Source organism: Methanoculleus horonobensis (assembly GCF_001602375.1).
GTDB lineage: Archaea > Halobacteriota > Methanomicrobia > Methanomicrobiales > Methanoculleaceae > Methanoculleus > Methanoculleus horonobensis.
Genome location: NZ_BCNY01000008.1, coordinates 64,560 through 82,300, shown reverse-complemented (window position 1 = coordinate 82,300; position 17,741 = coordinate 64,560). Strand labels below are relative to the sequence as shown.

The 17,741-nt window shown below is 63.2% G+C and carries 13 protein-coding genes; 6 read left to right on the top strand and 7 right to left on the bottom strand.

Features of this window, described 5'->3' with window-relative positions:
- Positions 1–24 precede the first annotated feature (24 nt).
- Both larE and thiI read left to right on the top strand, forming a co-directional pair.
- The gene (gene larE / locus MCUHO_RS01550; protein ID WP_067072626.1) at positions 25–798 is read left to right on the top strand and encodes an ATP-dependent sacrificial sulfur transferase LarE; all 774 of its coding nucleotides are present in this window, start codon (positions 25–27) and stop codon (positions 796–798) included.
- Positions 786–1,964: a tRNA uracil 4-sulfurtransferase ThiI gene (gene thiI, locus MCUHO_RS01545; RefSeq protein ID WP_067072624.1), complete on the top strand. Its 1,179-nt coding sequence runs from the start codon at positions 786–788 to the stop codon at positions 1,962–1,964. Before larE ends, thiI begins: the two co-directional genes overlap by 13 nt.
- A 549-nt stretch (positions 1,965–2,513) precedes the next feature.
- On the opposite strand, the gene pscS is transcribed toward thiI, so the two are convergent.
- Both pscS and MCUHO_RS01530 read right to left on the bottom strand, forming a co-directional pair.
- The gene (pscS, locus tag MCUHO_RS01535) at positions 2,514–3,692 is read right to left on the bottom strand and encodes an O-phospho-L-seryl-tRNA:Cys-tRNA synthase (protein ID WP_067072620.1); all 1,179 of its coding nucleotides are present in this window, start codon (positions 3,690–3,692) and stop codon (positions 2,514–2,516) included.
- Positions 3,689–3,871: a hypothetical protein gene (locus tag MCUHO_RS01530; RefSeq protein WP_011844455.1), complete on the bottom strand. Its 183-nt coding sequence runs from the start codon at positions 3,869–3,871 to the stop codon at positions 3,689–3,691. Before MCUHO_RS01530 ends, pscS begins: the two co-directional genes overlap by 4 nt.
- Positions 3,872–4,001: 130 nt before the next feature.
- Here MCUHO_RS01530 and MCUHO_RS01525 point away from each other — a divergent pair, with 130 nt between their 5' ends.
- Genes MCUHO_RS01525 through MCUHO_RS01510 form a run of 4 tightly spaced genes read left to right on the top strand, consistent with a single transcriptional unit; the run spans position 4,002 to position 10,932 of the window.
- Entirely contained in the window at positions 4,002–5,162 is a 1,161-nt protein-coding gene (locus MCUHO_RS01525) for a metallophosphoesterase family protein (RefSeq protein WP_067072617.1), read from the top strand.
- Complete coding sequence (locus MCUHO_RS01520; protein ID WP_067072615.1) at positions 5,149–8,322, top strand: AAA family ATPase; 3,174 nt, start codon at positions 5,149–5,151, stop codon at positions 8,320–8,322. Before MCUHO_RS01525 ends, MCUHO_RS01520 begins: the two co-directional genes overlap by 14 nt.
- A complete protein-coding gene (locus MCUHO_RS01515; protein WP_067072613.1) occupies positions 8,319–9,359 on the top strand; it encodes a DNA double-strand break repair nuclease NurA in 1,041 nt (346 codons plus the stop codon). The genes MCUHO_RS01520 and MCUHO_RS01515 overlap by 4 nt, the downstream gene beginning before the upstream one ends.
- On the top strand, positions 9,337–10,932 hold the full coding sequence (locus MCUHO_RS01510) for an ATP-binding protein (RefSeq protein ID WP_067072611.1): 1,596 nt from the start codon (positions 9,337–9,339) through the stop codon (positions 10,930–10,932). The genes MCUHO_RS01515 and MCUHO_RS01510 overlap by 23 nt, the downstream gene beginning before the upstream one ends.
- Positions 10,933–11,021: 89 nt before the next feature.
- Here MCUHO_RS01510 and MCUHO_RS01505 read toward each other — a convergent pair whose 3' ends face one another.
- The 5 genes from MCUHO_RS01505 to MCUHO_RS01485 form a co-directional block, all read right to left on the bottom strand.
- Entirely contained in the window at positions 11,022–11,525 is a 504-nt protein-coding gene (locus MCUHO_RS01505; RefSeq protein ID WP_067072609.1) for an OB-fold nucleic acid binding domain-containing protein, read from the bottom strand.
- Positions 11,526–11,537: 12 nt separating this feature from the next.
- Positions 11,538–12,410, bottom strand: coding sequence for a formate/nitrite transporter family protein (locus MCUHO_RS01500; protein WP_067072606.1), 873 nt, complete (start codon positions 12,408–12,410; stop codon positions 11,538–11,540).
- A 627-nt stretch (positions 12,411–13,037) separates the two neighbouring features.
- Entirely contained in the window at positions 13,038–14,303 is a 1,266-nt protein-coding gene (locus MCUHO_RS01495) for a Coenzyme F420 hydrogenase/dehydrogenase, beta subunit C-terminal domain (protein WP_067072605.1), read from the bottom strand.
- A 2-nt stretch (positions 14,304–14,305) separates the two neighbouring features.
- Entirely contained in the window at positions 14,306–16,369 is a 2,064-nt protein-coding gene (gene fdhF, locus MCUHO_RS01490) for a formate dehydrogenase subunit alpha (protein WP_067072828.1), read from the bottom strand.
- 104 nt (positions 16,370–16,473) lie between these two features.
- The gene (locus MCUHO_RS01485) at positions 16,474–17,706 is read right to left on the bottom strand and encodes a GntP family permease (RefSeq protein ID WP_067072604.1); all 1,233 of its coding nucleotides are present in this window, start codon (positions 17,704–17,706) and stop codon (positions 16,474–16,476) included.
- Positions 17,707–17,741 lie beyond the last annotated feature (35 nt).

Here is a 17,741-nt window from a genome sequence, read left to right as displayed (position 1 = left end):
GACAAGCGAGCATATGAAGAGCAGATGACGAGAGTTCGCGGACTTGATGCTCTCCTGAAATCCTACGAACCCGTCGCGGTCGCGCTCTCCGGTGGAACGGACAGTTCGGTTCTGCTGGCGTTCGCCCGGCATCATGGGATTCAGGCGATCGCGATCAGCGTCGATACCGGCCTTACACCGCCGGGGGAGCTCGCGGCGGCGCGCAAACTCTCGGAGCGCCTGGGTCTCCCGCATGTCGTGATACCGCTCGATATGCTCGATATCCCCGCTGTCCGGGAGAACCGGCCGGACCGGTGCTACGTCTGCAAGCGGGCGATGATGGAGGCGGTCGTGGCGGAGGCACGCCGGCAGGGGTGCCGGACGGTGGTCGATGGGACCCACGCCGACGATCGGCCCGCGGCGAGGCCCGGGATGCGGGTGCTCTCCGAACTCGGGATCAAAAGCCCGTTCGCCGGGTGCGGTATGGGGAAGGCGGATGTCGAGGCACTTGCGAGGGAACTCGGGGTGCCCATCCGCCCGCCGTCGGCATGCCTCGCAACCCGCATCCCCACCGGTGAGGCGGTCACCCGGGAGTGCCTCGCGCTCGTCGCGGCGGCGGAAGCCCTCCTCGCGCGGGAGATCCCGGGGACGATACGTGTCCGGTGCACCGGTGGTTGCCGGGCCTCGATCGAGGCCGACCCGGCGTACCGCCGGAGGCTTGAGGAACTGCTCGGTGCGGTGAAGGAACTCGGGTTTACGGATGTAACGATTGCCTCCGGTGGCTACCGGGAAGGAGGTGCGGATTCATGGAAGCGGTGATGGTCAGGTACGGCGAGATCTTCCTCAAGAGCGAGACGGTGAAGCGGCGGTACATATCGATAATGACGGGGAATATCGGTCTTGCGCTGGAGACTGAGGGACTTACTCACCGTATCGAGACTCACCGGGGCCGGATCATGATCTACGGCGACGAACCCCGGCGGATCGCCGTAGTGGCCGCAAAGACCTTTGGGGTGGTGGGCACCAGTGTCTGCACGGTGACCTCGGCGGATATCGAGGGGCTCGCGGCCACGGCGGTCGAGCACGCAGAGAGGAATCTCCGACCCGGGATGTCGTTTGGGGTCAGGGCGCGGCGATCGGTTGTCGAGGGGCTTAATAGCCAGGAGCTCGCTGCGGCGGTCGGTTCGGCCGTCCTCGACCGGATACCGGAGGCGAAGGTCGATCTGACGTCGCCCGACTACGAGATCTTCGTGGAAGCCCGGGAGTATGGCGGCCTCGTCTACGACGAGAAGATCCCGGGGCCGGGCGGGCTCCCCTACGGGACGCAGGGCGAGGTGATGGCCCTGCTCTCGGAAGGAATCGACTCGCCGGTCGCGTCGTGGCTGATGATGCGCCGGGGATGCCTGATGGTGCACGTCAACATGCACGGCGGTCGGTTCGGGGGTGCGGACGCGGAGAAGAACGTCCTTGCAAATCATGCCCGGCTCTCTCTCTGGGTTCCGGGCCACGCCCTTGATCTCCTGGTCGTGGAGATGGAGCCGTTCTTTGCGGCGATCACGGCGCTGAAGGAGCCGCGCTACCGGTGCGTCCTCTGCAAGCGGTTCATGCTCAGGGTGGCGAGTCTCCTTGCAAAGGAGCGTGGAGCTGCCGCCCTGGTCAGCGGCGACAACCTGGGGCAGGTGGCGTCCCAGACGCTCGCGAACATGGCGGTGATTGCTCCTGCGGCGACCGTTCCGATGCTCCGGCCGCTGATCGGGTTTGACAAGACGGAGGTCGTCGACCGCGCACGCGCTATCGGGACGTTTCAGGCGCGGCCGGGAGACGTCGGGTGCACGGTCGCTCCCCGCTACCCCTCGACGGCGGCGCCCGCGGAGACGATCCTGAAACTCGAAGAGGAGATCGGTGCGGAGGGTCTCGCGGAGCAGGCGGCGGCGACGGTGCGGCGGTATCGCGCGAAGAATGGAGAGATTGAGGAGATCGGGTGATGGGACCTGTTGCGACACGTGTGGCTACCTGAGCCTTAGAAACCTGCACCGGCAGTTAAATCCCTATTCCTCACCGGTCACTATTTTCGGGGGAACTCTCATGCATCCTTCGCAGATCTAAGTCCATTGCACGGATTTTGAGGGAATATCGCCACGCACTGCCCCCGCCCCAAGGGGCGGGGGAGGAGGCCGAAGGCCGGGTGGGGTGGGGGTTATAGGTATCTCCTTTGCGTGTTAGAGACAGGGGAGGGGGAGACCCCCTTCGCACCTCCGGTGCTCGAGCTCGCTTCGCTCGCACTCCGCACCCTTCGGGTGCTCGAGCTCCGTTCCTGCGGAACATCGCACTCCCCGTCAGCCCCTCCCCCCGTGGCGATAAGCGACTGGCCGAAGGGCAGGATCTCGAGCACGTCAGGTGCGGAGTCTCCCACGGTCCACTGCATCGGGCTTTTGATCGATTACCGGAGTTCTCGCTGGTTCGCTCAAGATCTTTACGAAAATAACGCCCGGTCCGCACGCACCCGCTCAAAAAAAGAATTCCGAGGATCTCCCTCAGACGATATTCAGCCCATTTTCCCGTGCAATCTCGACAAACGACTCCCCTACGTGCCGGATCTGCTTCTCCGTCAGCCCGAAGGTGTTGAACTTCCAGACCTTCGTGGAGCCCGGGATGACGCCGGTGATGCCCCGCTTCTTCAAGTCGCTCGAGAGGAAGAAGCCGCGTTTCTTGTGCTGCTCTGCCACCTTATCGAACGACTCGCGGGTATCGATCCGGGTCAGGGTGTGCTGCCGCGGGTAGTCGGAGAGTACCTTCGTCCCCTCGATGGAGAGGAGGGCGTCCACGACCGCCTGCGAGTGTGCCACCTCGGTATCCCAGTGCTTCACCCGCTCCTTGACATGGGGGAACGAGGCCATCATCCCGACGACGGTGACCCCCATCAGGGTGCAGCCCATCATCTCGACCTCCTTGATCCCGAACGTCCGGCCGGTCACGTCGCCCTTCGCCTGTGTCGTCCTGAAAACCCGCTCCGCGTGCTCGTTCGTCGTCGCGAGGACGCCCGAGGGTGCCGGGGCCGCCATGCTCTTGTGGCCCGACCCGACCACGAAGTCGGCACCGAGCGCTTTCCCATCAACCGGCATGATCCCGACTGTGTAGGCCCCGTTGACGAGGACGGGGATGTCGTATTGGTGGGCGACCTTTGTGATGGCCGCGACGTCGTGGACGTTCCCGAACTGGTAGTCGACATGGTCGATGAAGAGCAGGGGCGGCGTCTTCGAGAACTCCCGGATCACCGCCTCGATCTTCTCTGCCGCAGCGTCGGGGGTGATGTGGTTCTTTGCATCCTTCGGAACCTCGAGCGGAATCCCACCCGCTTCCTCGACTGCCACAAACTCAGTGTAGTGGGCGAGCGACGTCACGATGACCGGGTCGCCTTTCTCCACGTATGTGCTCGCGACCGCCTGGAATCCCCGGCGCGCTCCCGGCACCACCCGCGCGGTGTCCATATTCAGCCACGCGGCGAGGTCGGCGTGGAACTGCGCGATAGGGGGTTTCTGGATGTAGTCGAGCCTGAAGGGGCTTCGACAGTTGTCGCAGACCGAGTAGCCGTCCGCAAAGGATATCGCCGCCTTCATGGCGTCGACGGTGAGCCGCCCGCCCGCCTGGATGGGATCGATGTTGATGTACATCTCCTCGACGTCGCGGGACTCGATATCGACTGCGCACTTCACCGTACCAACTCCTCTTCAAGGATTGCAATCTGCCGTTTCACCTTTTCGAGGGTTGTTGCGGCGCGCTCCTTCTGGCCTTCGTCGAGGTCATGCCCGGGAGCTGTCTCCCGCAGGAGGAACCGGACGTCGGAGAGGAGGAATAGTGCCTGAAAAACTGCATCAACGGCTCTTTTTGACACGAGATCACCATACAAATATCAGTGGGGATATATTAGATTACGCGTATCATGAACACCTCTTCGGTGCCGGATACATTCACGCCGCGCAGATCAGGCATTTATACTCAAGGAACACGGAGATTAATTGGGCATGAAGATCGTTCATCTGGCAGACACGCATCTCGGATTATCGGCTTTTAACCGGGTTGATCCGGAGACCGGGATGAATCTGCGCGAACAGTTCATCTACGACAACTTTCTTGCTACCGTCGACCGGGTCATCGACTTACGGCCTGATGCGCTCGTCCACGCGGGCGACCTCTTCCACCAGGTCAAGCCGAAGACCCGCGCCTACACGACGGCGCTCGACGCCCTCTCTCGCCTGCACGACGCGGGAATCCCCATGCTCGTGGTCGCGGGCAACCACAGCATGGCCAAGACCCGGTACACGGCGTCGCCGTTCGAGGTGCTGGAGCGGGGCGGCTACGCTGCAGGCGACCTCTACGTCGCCCACCACAACCGCTACCGCCGGGTGGAACTCGGGGACACGGTCTTTCACCTGATACCGAATATGCTCGAGGCGGAAGGCTACCGGAGGGCGTTCGAGGAGGTCGAGTTTTCCGGCGGCACGAACGTGCTCGTCACCCACGGTCTTGCGAGCATCCTGAAAGACAAACGGCTGCACACCGTCGCCGAGCACGAACTGGACGCGACCATCCTCTCCGGCCGGTTCGACTATATCGCACTCGGCCATTACCACAACCAGGTGCAGGTCGCCGACAACGCCTGGTACAGCGGGTCGCTCGAATACTGCAACTACGGGGAGATCGCGGAGGAGAAGGGCGGTCTCGCCGTGAACCTTGCGTCGGGCGAGGTCGAGCATATCGACCTCCCGCACACGCCGATGTTCAGCCTCGGCAGGATCAACTGCGATGGGCTCTCGGCCGGGGAGGTCGTTGATGCCATCCTCGATGCTGCCGATAACCACGAGCAGAAAATCCACCACGCGATCTGCCAGGTCACGCTCGACGGGATACGCCGCGATACGCTCCGCGCGCTCGACCAGAAGGCGTTCCAGGATATCCGGAACCGTGCGCTGGACCTCAAACTGCAGGTGCTGGCCGTCGACGATCCGTCCCGGATCTTTTACGAAGACTCGCTCGTCGGGATCGACTACGTCGCCGAGTTCGAGCGGTTCGTGGAGAAGGAGCACCTCGCTCCCGGCGACGAAGAGTTCGTGAAGAAGACCGGGACGGAGGTTCTCCGGTCGGTCATCGCACGCCATAAAGAGGGAGAGCGTGCTGCTGAATAAGCTCCGGATGCGGAACTTCAAGCGCTTCCGCGACCAGGAGATCGTCTTCCAGGACGGCATCACGGGGATCGTCGGGAACAACGGAACTGGCAAGAGCAGCATCGTCTCGGCCATCCTCTTCGCTCTCTACGGCCTGCAGGGCACCGGTCTCGACGGGAACTATATCGTCAGTTCCTTTGCGGGGCCGCAGGACGTCTGCGAGGTTCGCCTGGACTTCTCGGTCGGCGGCAACGAGTATGCCGTCGTCCGCAAATTCAAGCGCCGTGCCTCTTCGACGCTCCACGAGGCAAACCTCTACCTGAACCAGAAACTCCTTGCAAGCAGCGTCCAGAAGGTGGGAGAGGAGGTGCAGCGGGTTGTCGGCATGGGCCCGGGCGACTTCCGCAACACCATCTACGCCGGGCAGAAGGAACTCCTTGCCCTGCTCGAGAGCAGGGCCGGGTCCCGGAAGGACTGGTTCATGCAGGTGCTGGGCGTCGACTATCTCAAGAAGGACAGCATGGAGCGCCTCAAATCGATCGTCGATGTCCGGGAAGGAAGCTGCCGCGAGCTCTCCGGCCGGCTCCAGGAACTGGATGCCGAGGGGATTCGCGTCCGCCTTGCGGCGCTGGGCACCGAGCTCGCCCGGGCGGAGGAGGAAGCGGAGAAGGCTCTGGGGAGAGAGAGGGCTGCCGCGGAGGAACTAGATGGTGCGCGCACGCAGCGCGATCGGGTGCTATCCGTGCGCGAGCGTTACCTGCACCTTGCACGGGAAGAGGAAGTGCTCGCGGCCGAGATCGAGCGGCTGCGGAACGAGTGCCGGGAGACGGAAGGGGAGATCGCCGAACGGCAGCAGGTGCAGGCCGAACTCGAAGGACTCGCTCTCCTCGCCGACCGCTATGATGCCCTGAAAGCCGAGACGGCCGCGATGGCGGAGGAGAAGACGCTCGCCGACCGCCTGACCCTCGAAGCGAACGCCGCGGAGGAGCAGGTTCGGGAGTACGGCGAGCGCCGCAGGAAGGTCGAGGAAGAACTCGCCGCGCTTGCAGGGGACGACAAGGCGGTTATCGGTCTCAAGCGCGACGTCGCGGAGTGGCAGGGCCTCCGGAACCGCATCGTTGCGATGAAAGAACTCCAGCCGGAGTATGACTCACTCCGCGAAGACCTCACGCGCATGGACGAGCGGTTCGCCCAGATCGAGCGGCGAGTCGGGGAGAACCGGACGGAGATAGAAGGGATCGAGGAGAAGGTCGGGCATCTCCGCGCGCTCGAAGAGGAGATCGGGGAGTACGACGCCCTCCTGGCCCGGGAAGAGGTCTTTCTCCGGGCGCAGGAACTCGCCCGGCAGGAGGAGCGGTGCCTGCGCGAGGTCGACGCGGCCTCCGAAGAGATGAGTCTCCTCGAGAGCGAGATTGCCGGGCTTGCCCGGCAGCTTGCCGGGATGGGCTCCATCGAAGACGAGATTGAATCTGCGGAGAGCCGGAAAGAGTACCTGACCTCGCGGATCAGCGCGTGCGCGGAGCGGCAGGAGGCGCTCCGCGAGGAGATCCGGAGGCTTGCCGAACACCGGGCGGAGATCCTTGCCGCCGGCCCGGAGGGATCGTGCCCGACGTGCCACCAGGGCCTCGGCGCCCACTACGAGCAACTGGTCGGCGATCTTGCAGATGCCGCCACGGCGATGCAGAAGACGCTCGCCGATCTCGAGGGCGGGCATGCGAGGGCGACGGCCGACCGCGAGAGCCTCGTCGCCGCGCTGAAGGATCTTTACGGGCAGCGCACCGTCTCCCAGCGCTTGAAAGAGCAGCACGCGCTGTATTCTTCCCGGTACGAGCAGAGCGCGAGTGTCGGAGAGCGGTGGCGGGCCGAGGCGGAGGGTCACCGTGCGGCGATGCGGGCGCTCGGCGTGGAGGGATACGATCCGGCGGCGCACGCCGCCCTCAAGGAAGAGATCCGCGCTCTCTCCGAGAAGCGGGCGGCGGCCGATACCCTCCGGGGGGAGTGCAGCCGTCTCCCCGCCCTCCAGGAGGAGCGCCAGCAACTCATCGCCGACGTCGAGAACTACCTCAGCCGCAAAGAGGAACTTGAAGCGAAGATCTCCCGGCTCGGGTTCGACCCGGTGATCCGGCAGCGGCTGGAGGCGGAGGCGCAGGCACTCGAGCCGTCCTACCGGGCATATACGGAAGCGCAGACCCGGCTCGCGCGGCGGCCGGCGCTGGAAGAGGAGTTGCAGGGCATCTCTGCACGAGTCAACGGCCTCGCGGAGAGGCTGCAGGCTATCCGGGCTGAACTCGACCGCCTCGCGTTCGACCCCGACCGGTTCGCACGCCAGAGCGAGGAGTACGGCCGAGCTGATACGGCGCACAGGAGAGCGTTCGAACTCCGCGTTCGCCTCGAGGATGTCCCGAGGCTGGTCGAGGCGCTGGAGGCGAAGCAGGCCCTCCTCGCCAACAGGGAGGCCGAACGGCTCCGGGTCGGTGAGGCGGTCGAAGAACTCGGGTTCAGCGAGGAGGCTGTCGCGGCAGCGGAGGAGCGTGTGGCAGACTGCGAGCGGGCTCTTCTCGCGGTGCGGGAGCAACGATCCGCGGCTGCTTTCCGGATAAACAGCCTTAAACTGGATATCGAGAAAGAGGCCGGGAGGCTCTCGCGCGCGGACGATCTCCTCCGGCAGCAGGAGGTAATCACCGAGGAGATCGGGCGGCTGAAGCTGACCCGGTCGCTGATCAAGGATTACACCGACTACCTCCTCCAGGTGGTCAGGGACCGGATCGAGGAGGAGGCGGGGAGGGTGCTTGCGGAGATCACCGACGGGCGCTACGGGACGGTGATGCTCGACGACGACTTCACCGTCCTCGTCCACGACATGGGCGACGACTACCCGGCCGACCGGTTCAGCGGCGGCGAGCAGGACGATATCGCCATCGCTCTCCGGGTGGCGCTCTCCCGGTTCCTCGCCGAGGTGAACGAGGTGCACGACTCCACGTTCCTGATCTTCGACGAGATCTTCGGGAGCCAGGATGAAGGGCGGCGGAACAACCTTCTCCGGGCGCTCCGGACTCAGGAAGCCCACTTCCCCCAGATCCTCCTGATATCCCACATCACCGAGGTTCAGGACGAGTTCTCGACGACGCTGATGGTCGAGATGGGCGGAGATCAGGCGAGCCAGGTCAGGGAGTTCGAATGACCGACCCGAATACCGTTTACCGGGACGCGATCCGGCGGATCGCAGGGCGAATCCGCGAGTGCGCCCCATCCGACCTCGCCGGACGGTTCGCGGCCGCCGGCGGGTTCGATGCCTTGTCGTACCGCCGCTGCCCGTCCCGGTTCGACGGGGCGGTCTGCGCGGTGGACGGGAGCAACACCGTCATCCTCGATGCGGGCAGTTTTGCCGTTGCCGCCGTCCGGGCATCGGTCAGTTCGTACGCGGACGGTTCGCGCCTCCACCACCGGACGACGCCTCTCCAGATCGTCACGGTCAACCCCGGGAAGGGGAACGAGGACTTCGACGAGATCTATCACGACTGTTTCCACTGCACCCCGAAGGTGCACCTCGACCACGATGACCCGGTCCGGAATACCGCCGTCATACGGGATACCCTTGAGTTCTGGGCGGCGATGGAGATGGCCGCGGAGCTCGATGCCGGCGACCTCATCGTCCTCGACGGCACGCTCCAGGTCCGCCACGCGAGCCACGACGAGGTCGTCGAGAGCCTCCTGAACCTCTGCAACCTCCGCGGCGTGCTGATCGCCGCGGTGACGAAACGGACGTCGCTCACCTGGGGCGGCGGACACCCGATCGTCCCGGCGGCGGAGGGGCTTGCACGCGACCTCGGCCTCCCCGGACCCTGGTACCTCTGCGTCTCAGCCGTCGAAGGCCTGATCGACCGCCTGGAGACACACTCCTGGAAGCAGCGGGGCGAGCAGTATGTCGCCCGGCTGCACCCGCGGGCAGAGCGGGCGTTCAAGGTGGAGATCCCCGCGTTCTACAGCGCGGAGATGGTCGAACGGGTCTTCTCGGCGCTCGCGGCCTACGCCGACGACGGGAGGGTCACGGGCTACCCGTACCCGCTTCTCGACGCCCACCTCACCACCAAGATAGGGAAGGATGCGGTCGAGCAGGTCCGCCAGGACATCATCCGCGATATGGACCGGCTCGGCATGACCCTTGCCGACTACACCGGCCTCTTTGGTGACTATCATGATGAGTTTGACCGATATTGACGGCGACGACGCCTCAAAATACCGCCTGATCGGTGACCGGGTGCTCGGTTACCGGTTTGCCGTCCCCCACGACGCGGAACTCTATCTCGGGGATGTGTTGAAGATCACGGACGACGTCAAAGGGCTGACGTTCTTTGCGAAGGTGAGCGACCTCCTCCATGAGTGCAACTTCTCCGACCCGAAGTGGGATACCCGCCCCCATACCGAGCACTTCTACGGGATCGGGGAGGACGTCTTCATCCTCGTCGAGGCGACGCCGCTCGGGTACGTCGGAGGTGACGGCACGTTCCGCAAACCCCGGACGATCCCTGCGAAGTTCTCCCGCGTCGAGCGTCCGGATTCGCGCGACTTTGCGTTCCTCGCGCAGGTGATGGGCGAGATCGAGGTCGGCGTGATGAAGACCGGCCTGGACGTCTTAAAAGACGTCAGGGTGGCGCTCCACGCGCAGGTGATGCGGCAGCACATGGGCGTCTTTGCGACGACCGGGATGGGGAAGAGCAACTTCATGAAGGTCTTCTGCGCCTCCTGCATGCGGGCACGGGAGTTCGGGCTCCTTATCGTCGACCCGCACGGCGAATACGTGGCGGGAGGGCGGTCGTCGAGCGGAGAGACTACCATGGGGCTCCTGCACTACCAGGCCGGCCGTGACGGGCTCGAGGTCTTCTCCACCCGGCCGGAGGAGTACAGGCGGAAGTACCACTTAAGCCAGCTCTACCTGGACTACGACGACTTCAGGGCGCCCGACCTCCTCCTCCTCTACGAGCACTCGCCGCCCCAGCGCGAGGTCGTGGAGATGCTCGAGAGCACGCCCGGTTCCGAGGTGATCGACTTTTTCCAGAGCACCGATTTTGCAACCTTCGATGCCGAGACCTACACCGGCCGGCACCCCCGGATTGCAAGCGACCTGAAGAACTTCTCGCCGAGCACCCTCTCGGTGATGCAGCGGCGCATCGCGGGCATGATGAACCGGAACCGGCGCTTCTTCCGGAGACAGGGCTCCTCGATCCCCGACATCATGAAGGCGCTCCACGAGAACAAAGTCGTCCTGATCGACATACCGGGGATGAGCGAGCAGAGCGAACTCTTCGTCCTCTCGATCATCACCCGCAAGATCATGCGCAGCCACCAGGGCGAGGAGGCCGGCGAGGGGGAGCCCAGGCAGGTGCTGATCACCATCGAGGAGGCACAACGGGTGCTGGGTTCGGGGCTCGGAAATACCCGGACGTTCCGCGAGGCGGCGATGGAGGGGCGGAAGTTCGGCGTGGGGCTCTGCGTGGTCACCCAGCAGCCCAAGAACATCGACGCCCGGGTTCTTGCGCAGCTGAACACCTTCGTGGTGATGGGGCTCTCCGATCGCGGCGACCGCGACACCATCGCAAGCAGCGCAAAACAGGATCTCTCGTGCCTGGACACCGAGATTCAGACGCTCGAACGAGGAGAAGCAGTCATCAGCACCATCGGGATACCCTTCCCGGTGAGCACCCGGATCCATCTCTTCGAGGAGTATATCCTGGATCTCAACAGAAGGCCGGCGGCAAAGCCGATAGACGACGGGCTTGAAAAGACGTTTTAGTTCCAACGCGAGAAGGTGATTCTGGCAGGAAACCTTACTGTTTCCGCCGTCCCTTCACTGAGTTGCTTGGCGCCCTTGGGGCGTCAGGATTACTGATCGTTTTTGATCTTTCGTATGGAGACGCAGTTGATGACCGCATCCCCGGTCATGATGTAGCGTTTGACGACGGTTCCGAGCACCTCGACCACATCCCCTTTCTGCACGTCTTCTGCCGGCGAGGTGAACATCTTGACCGATATCTCACCTGTCCGGTCGGCAACGAGGTACTGCGGCCGGTTGAGGAACTGGAAGTAGACCCGCTCGACGACGCCTTTTATGCGCACCGGTTCGCCGAGCTTGCTTAAGTTAATCTCCCGTATCCGGGCGTTCTTTGATTCCGCTTCATACATCGGTACCAGCGACGCGTACTGCTTCTGACTCATGTAGTTGAGTGCCATGGGTATGAGAAGCAGCATGACCGCCGAGGGAACCGCCCAATACAGCGCGTATACATTCCCGGTTGTGAAGACATACGCGGCGATCAGGATGATAAAAAAGAGGAAGACGGCCAGTGCAACGGCCGTCACCCTCACTTTGACATCTCCGATTTGCATCGTCAATCAGGTTTACTTAAGGGCTGCAATTTCCTTTCTGAACGCGACCCAGTAGAGAACACCGACGAAGAAGAGACCTCCGACGATGTTACCGAGTGTGACCGGGATGATGTTGTTGGTCCACATGGTCACCCAGTTCAGCGTATCGACTGCCTTCGTGGGGTCGATGCCCGTGCAGAAGATGCCTGCGGGGATGAAGTACATGTTCGCAACGCTGTGCTCGAACCCGCTGGCAACGAAAGCGAAGATCGGGAACCAGATGCCGACGATCTTGCCGATCGCGTCGTCGGCGCAGATACCGAGCAGGACAGCAAGGTTGACGAGCCAGTTACAGGCGATCCCCTTGAGGAAGACCGACCACAACGCCGCAGCGCCGACGTAACTCGTCTTTGCGGTCGCTATGGCAACCGCTCTCGCGCCGAACGCCGTGAGCGTCGCGGCTCCTGTGGCGTCGAAGCTGGCATACGGGCCGTATGCCACGATATACGCGAAGATAAGCGACCCGATGAGGTTGCCGATATATACCCAGACCCAGAGGTTGAGCACGCTTGCCCAGCTGACCTTGTGGATGAACGCCGCCATGGGGGCGAGCATCGCGTCGCCGGTGAAGAGCTCGGCACCGGTCATGATCGTGATGATAAGCCCGACAGGGAAGACAGCACCCAGAATGAGCTGGGAGACACCGGGACTTGCAGCGCCGAACCGCATCGCAACGTCGGTTGCCTGAATACCGGTCGAACAGATCGTTGCCAGGGCAGCACCCATCGCGATGAACGCTCCGGACAGGACACCACGCAGGACCATGTTCCAGGCCGGCAGTCCGACCTTGTACTTTCCTGCGTCACCCGCTTTTGCTACGATAGCAACTGGAGGATGGAACACCATTTTTCATACACCTCTCTAAACGTCCTACCTATGCCATCAAGTAATCTGGATGGATAGGTCTAGTTAATCAGTAATTTAAGAGTGCTATTAATAGGTTTCGAAATGATCGCTGTGCGCGTCGAAGATAACCTGAATTCATGCGTTTATCTCTGCTTTAAGTTAATTCCTGTCGTTAAACACCAGATATCGATAAACAATGCTTTTGCTATTACTTGCGCGTCCAAACAGAATATATGGGGATTGAAGCGAGTTTGTGGGCCGACGTACGGGGGCGGGGGCACAGGCTCTCTGTTTTCCACGCGTATTTGTGCCGGATTATCTGGCGTCGGGTAAAATTCCAGTAGACCTATGCGCGTCGCGTTCCGCTTCCTGGAGATATGCCTATGTCTGGCAAATGGCCTTTTTTCAGGAATTGGTACTTTTCTAGCGATTATCGCTCGTCTGCCATTCCCGTGACGGGCTCGTTGGTTCGAGCGGGCTGGCCGGCACCGTGGCGCCCACCCCATGCCCGGGATGTGCTCTCTCTTCGCAGAACCGGGTCGCCATGAACGTCGTGGGGCTGTAGGGGCCTCGGTAGCCGGCTGCAGTTTCGGGAAAAAAAGGTCGATGGTGGAGGGTTGAACCCGGTTACCGAAAGATATCGAAGATCTGGTCGCTCCCGGTGGCGGTGAGCCGGTCGCGCTCCGCCCGTTCCTCGACGAGTGCGAGCACCGGCGGGGTCATATCTTCGCCCGGATGGAATCCGAAGAGTTCCTCGAGATCGGTCTGGATGGCATGGAGGAAGACCGAGTTCGAGATCTCCACGGGGCAGAGTTCCTCGCACTGGCCGCAGTTGACGCAGGAGTCGGAGATGTGCGCGAACCGGATCAGGTGGAACATGAACGGCGGTGGGATGACGCCGGGCTCGACAAGGTAGTCCTTCTTCGCGCTGCAGTCGACGCAGTAGCAGATCGGGCAGTTCTCGATGCAGGAGTAACACTTGATGCACCTGCTCGTCTGCTCCCGGATCTTGTTCAGCCGCTCCGTTCCCTCGCCGAGCGCCCCGAAGTAGCGTGCCCGCCACTTATCGCCGAGTTTCAGCATCGCGTTCTCGACCTTGCCGCGGATCTCGATACCCTTCGGGTTCGCAGGTTCGGTGGCGAGCGCTCCGGCTTTTGCGGCGGCGTCGAGGAGGTTTGCACCCTTCTCGGAGCAGACCTCGACGAAGGTGGCGTTCCCGGCTTTCTCCCCGATGACGCCCCAGTTGCCGCAGGCGAGATCCGCCTGGCGCGGGATCTTGATCTTGCAGCGGCGGCAGTTCGACCGGCGGCCGAGGCCCGGGTCGCCGAGGAGATCCTCCGCTCCCTCTTCGAGTTCGTCGATCGAGACGGAGGCGTGCTCGCCGTCCTTTGTCACGACGATGAACTTTCCTTTGTCGATCTCTTCCTTGACGACCGAATCGGGGTCAAGGCCGAGTTTCTCCCGAACGATGATCCGGGCCGTCTCCGGCCGTATGGTGCCGCCGCAGTTGAGGCCGATGATGATGATGTTGTCCAGGTTGACCTGGTTGCGCTTCGCCATCTCGTAGATCGCCTTGACGTCGCAGCCTTTAAGTACGGTCGCGATCCTCATATCAGGGTCGGTGGAAAGAAGACATCGCCGCATCTGCTTGGGGAGCAGGAGGGTGCCGCAATGAAGCGATCCCGCAATCCCCCCGATCTCGGCGGGGTCGGTGATCATGGCCGGCAGCGCGTCGTAGACGTCCGCGCCCTTCCGGACCGCAAAGACCGCGTCGACCATGCCGCTCTCGAGGGCGTGGCGGAGCAGCGCGGTGACCGCTCCGCCCGTCTCGGCCTTCTCGCGGAGTTTGTCGTCCGTCGTCCATGCATAGAGTAAATCGCCTTTTCCTGCCATTTTCAGGCCTCCTCGGTGATCTTCTCGACCTTCACGGCGCAGGCCTTGTACTCGGGGATCTTCGCTACGGGGTCGAGCGCGTTGTTCGTCAGCCGGTTTGCCGGATGCTCCTTGTAGTGGAACGGTATGAACATGACGCCCTTGATGATCTCGGGCGTCACCTTCGCGGGGATATCGACCGAGCCCCGCCGGGTGCTTGCACGGACGACCTCGTCGTCATTGATCCCGAGTTCTTTCGCGTCCTCAGGGTTGATCTCGATCCAGCCGATAGGCGCTTCTTTCTCGAGGCTCCACGACCGGCGGGTCATGGTGCCGGTGTGCCACTGCCAGATCGTGCGACCGGTCGTGAGGACGAACGGGTACTCGTCGTCGGGAACTTCCGCCGGCGGTTTCCACTCGATCGGTGAGAAGACCCCGAGCCCGTCGGGCATGGCGAACGTCTCCTTATGGAGGATCGCTGTTCCCGGGTGCTCCTCGGTCGGGCAGGGCCAGTGCAGGCCGTCGGGGTCGAGGCGGGCGTAGGACATGCCATGGTAGGACGGCGTGACGGTGGCGACCTCGTTGAAGATCTCCTCGGCGCTCTGGTAGAGGAACTGGGCGGCGTAGCCCATCTTCGCAGCGAGTTCGCTGATGATCTTCCAGTCTTCTTTCGCCTCGCCCGGAGGATCCTGCGCCTTCTTCCAGCGCTGGACGCGCCGCTCGGTGTTCGTCTGGGTGCCGTCCTTCTCGGCGTAACATGCCGCAGGCAGAACGACATGGGCGAGTTCGGCGGTCTCGGTCATGAAGATGTCCTGGACGACCAGGAACTCGAGGTTCCGAAGCCCCTCCTCGACGTGGGTGAGGTCCGGGTCGGAGAGCATCGGGTTCTCGCCCATGATGTACATCGCTTTGAGCTCGCCGGGTTTGTCGGCGAGGAGGTTCACCATCTCGGTGACGGTGTAGCCGACTCTGCCCTCGGCAAGCTCGTCGACACCCCACATCTCCTTCATCTTCTTCTGGGCCGGCTCGTCGGTGACTTTCTGGTAGCCCGAGTAGACGTTCGGGAGGGCTCCCATGTCGCAGGCGCCCTGGACGTTGTTCTGGCCGCGGAGCGGGTTGACGCCGGCTCCCGGTTTGCCCAGGTTGCCGGTGAGCATCATCAGGTTGGCGGTCGATTTGACGTTGTCGACGCCGACGGTGTGCTGGGTGATGCCCATCGAGTAGATGAGCGCGGCGGCGTCGGCGGTCGCGATCCACTCGGCCGCGGTCTTGAGGCTCTCGACGGGAATACCGGAGACCTTCGAGACGTTCTCAAGGCTGTAGTCATCCTTCATGACGACCTCCTTGAGTTTCTCGAAGTCTTTCGTGCGCCTCTCGATGAACTCCTTGTTCTCCCGGCCGTTTCTGATGATCTCCTGCATCAGGCCGTTCAGGATAGCGACGTCGGTGCCTGATATGAACGGCATGTAGAGGTCGGCCTGCTTCGCGGTGGGGGTGAGGCGCGGGTCGGCGACGATCACCTTCCCGCCGCCCTCTCTCGCACGGATGATGCTCCGCGCAATCAGCGGGTGCTGCTCGAATGTGTTGGACCCGAGGACGAAGATGCACTTCGACTCGGCGATGTCCTTGATCGAGTTGGTCATTGCCCCTGACCCGAAGACCGCCGCGAGGCCCGCGACGGTGGATGAGTGGCAGAGCCGGGCGCAGTGGTCGACGTGCGGGGTCTTGAGAACAACCCGGGCGAACTTCTGCATCAGGTAGTTCTCCTCGTTCGATGTCCGGGCGGAGGAGAGGCAGGCTACCTCGTCGGGTTTGTAGGAACCGAACTTCTCCGCGATCAGGTCGTAGGCTTCGTCCCAGGTCGCCTCGACAAACCCGCCGTCCTTCTTGATCAGCGGTTTCGTGAGGCGGTCGGGGCTGTTGATAAATTCGTGGGCATAGCGTCCTTTGGGGCAGAGTTTGCCACCGTTGACGGGCGCGCGTTGCCAGTGCGCCACGTCAAAGACCCTGCCGTCCCGGACGACTAAGTTGAACCCGCACCCGGTGCCACAGTACGGGCATGTCGTCGATACGTACTTGATTTCCATCATTCTCCCTCTGGCAGGGACTACATACCGTCCGGATTATATAATACGCATGGTCGCGACCCGATTTTTGATTAATATTGGTGGAAATCGGTCGGGGAATCCCGTCAGAGAATGGCCTGGACGACCAGCGCCGCCGCGAGCGTGACGATCCCGGCCGCCGAGAGTGGGAGGGTGTAGTTCCGCACGACCGCGGAGAAGTCGTCGCCGGTCGTCCGTTTGAGCAGCCAGAAGAAGGGGTCGCTGACGTAGGAGAACATGAACGCCCCCGCGGAGATCATGAGCACCAGGGCGAGCGGGTTCACCGCCGTTACGGCCGGGGTCGTGGCGAGGATGGCGCCGGTGACGGCCGCGGTCACGACCCTCGAACCCTGCGCCGCCTGCACCAGGGCGGCGATGACGAACGGGAGGATGATTATCGGGAGATTGCCCGCGACCAGCGCGGCCACGTCCGCGGGGAAGGTGCTTGCGGCGATGACGCCGCCGAGCGCCCCGGCACCGGCGAGGTCGAAGATGATGATCCCGGCGTTCTTCGTTCCTTTGTGGAGTGCCTTCTCCCGGACGTCGCCCGGAACGGTGGCAAGGGCGGCAAAGAGCCCGGTAAGAAGCGCCAGGTTGATGTTCGCGAGGGCGTGGAGCGGGGGAACCAACGACCCGATCGCGAGCATCCCGAGGATGACGACGAACGGCAGCCAGGCACGGGGGTTCCGCCCGGCCGCCGGTTTCTCCGCCTCTTCGGCCGGGGGCATGCGTCTTCGCATGGCGAGGAGGAGTCCGGCGAGGAGAAGGAGGGAGAGGGGGACGGCAACGAGGTCGATATCCCAGGGCCGGCCGGAGAGGCCGAGAGCCGTTATAGTCGAGTAGACGACGGGAGCGGGGTAGAGGAGCACGTAGGAGATCATCCCGGCGACGCCGGCGCAGTAGAGGAGGGTCTTTGCTGCCCGGCCGTCGGGGGAGAGGTGGGTGAGGATGGGGGCGAGGATGACGAACGAGGTGATGCCGCACATCAGCGGGACGGAGAGGAGGTAGCCGGCCGCTCCCGCCGTGGCGACGGGGCGGCGTACCAACCCCCGGATATCGGCGACGATATCCGCGATCCGGCCGCTCTCGCGGAGAACCTGGGCGATGCCGACCCCGCAGAAGATGACGATCCCGAGGAGGGTGAAGATCCGGCCGGCGCCGGCCGTGGCGACCATAACGATCGTCTCCGCCGGCATGCGGGAGAGGAGGCCGAAGAGGACGGATGCCCCTACGAGGGTCAGGAACGGCGGGAGGCGGTACCTGAGCGACGCGACGGTGATTGCCGCGAGGGTGACGGCGAAAGCGATGAGGGTCTCCATCAGTCTCTCGTTGGGGTTTTGGGGATATAATATCC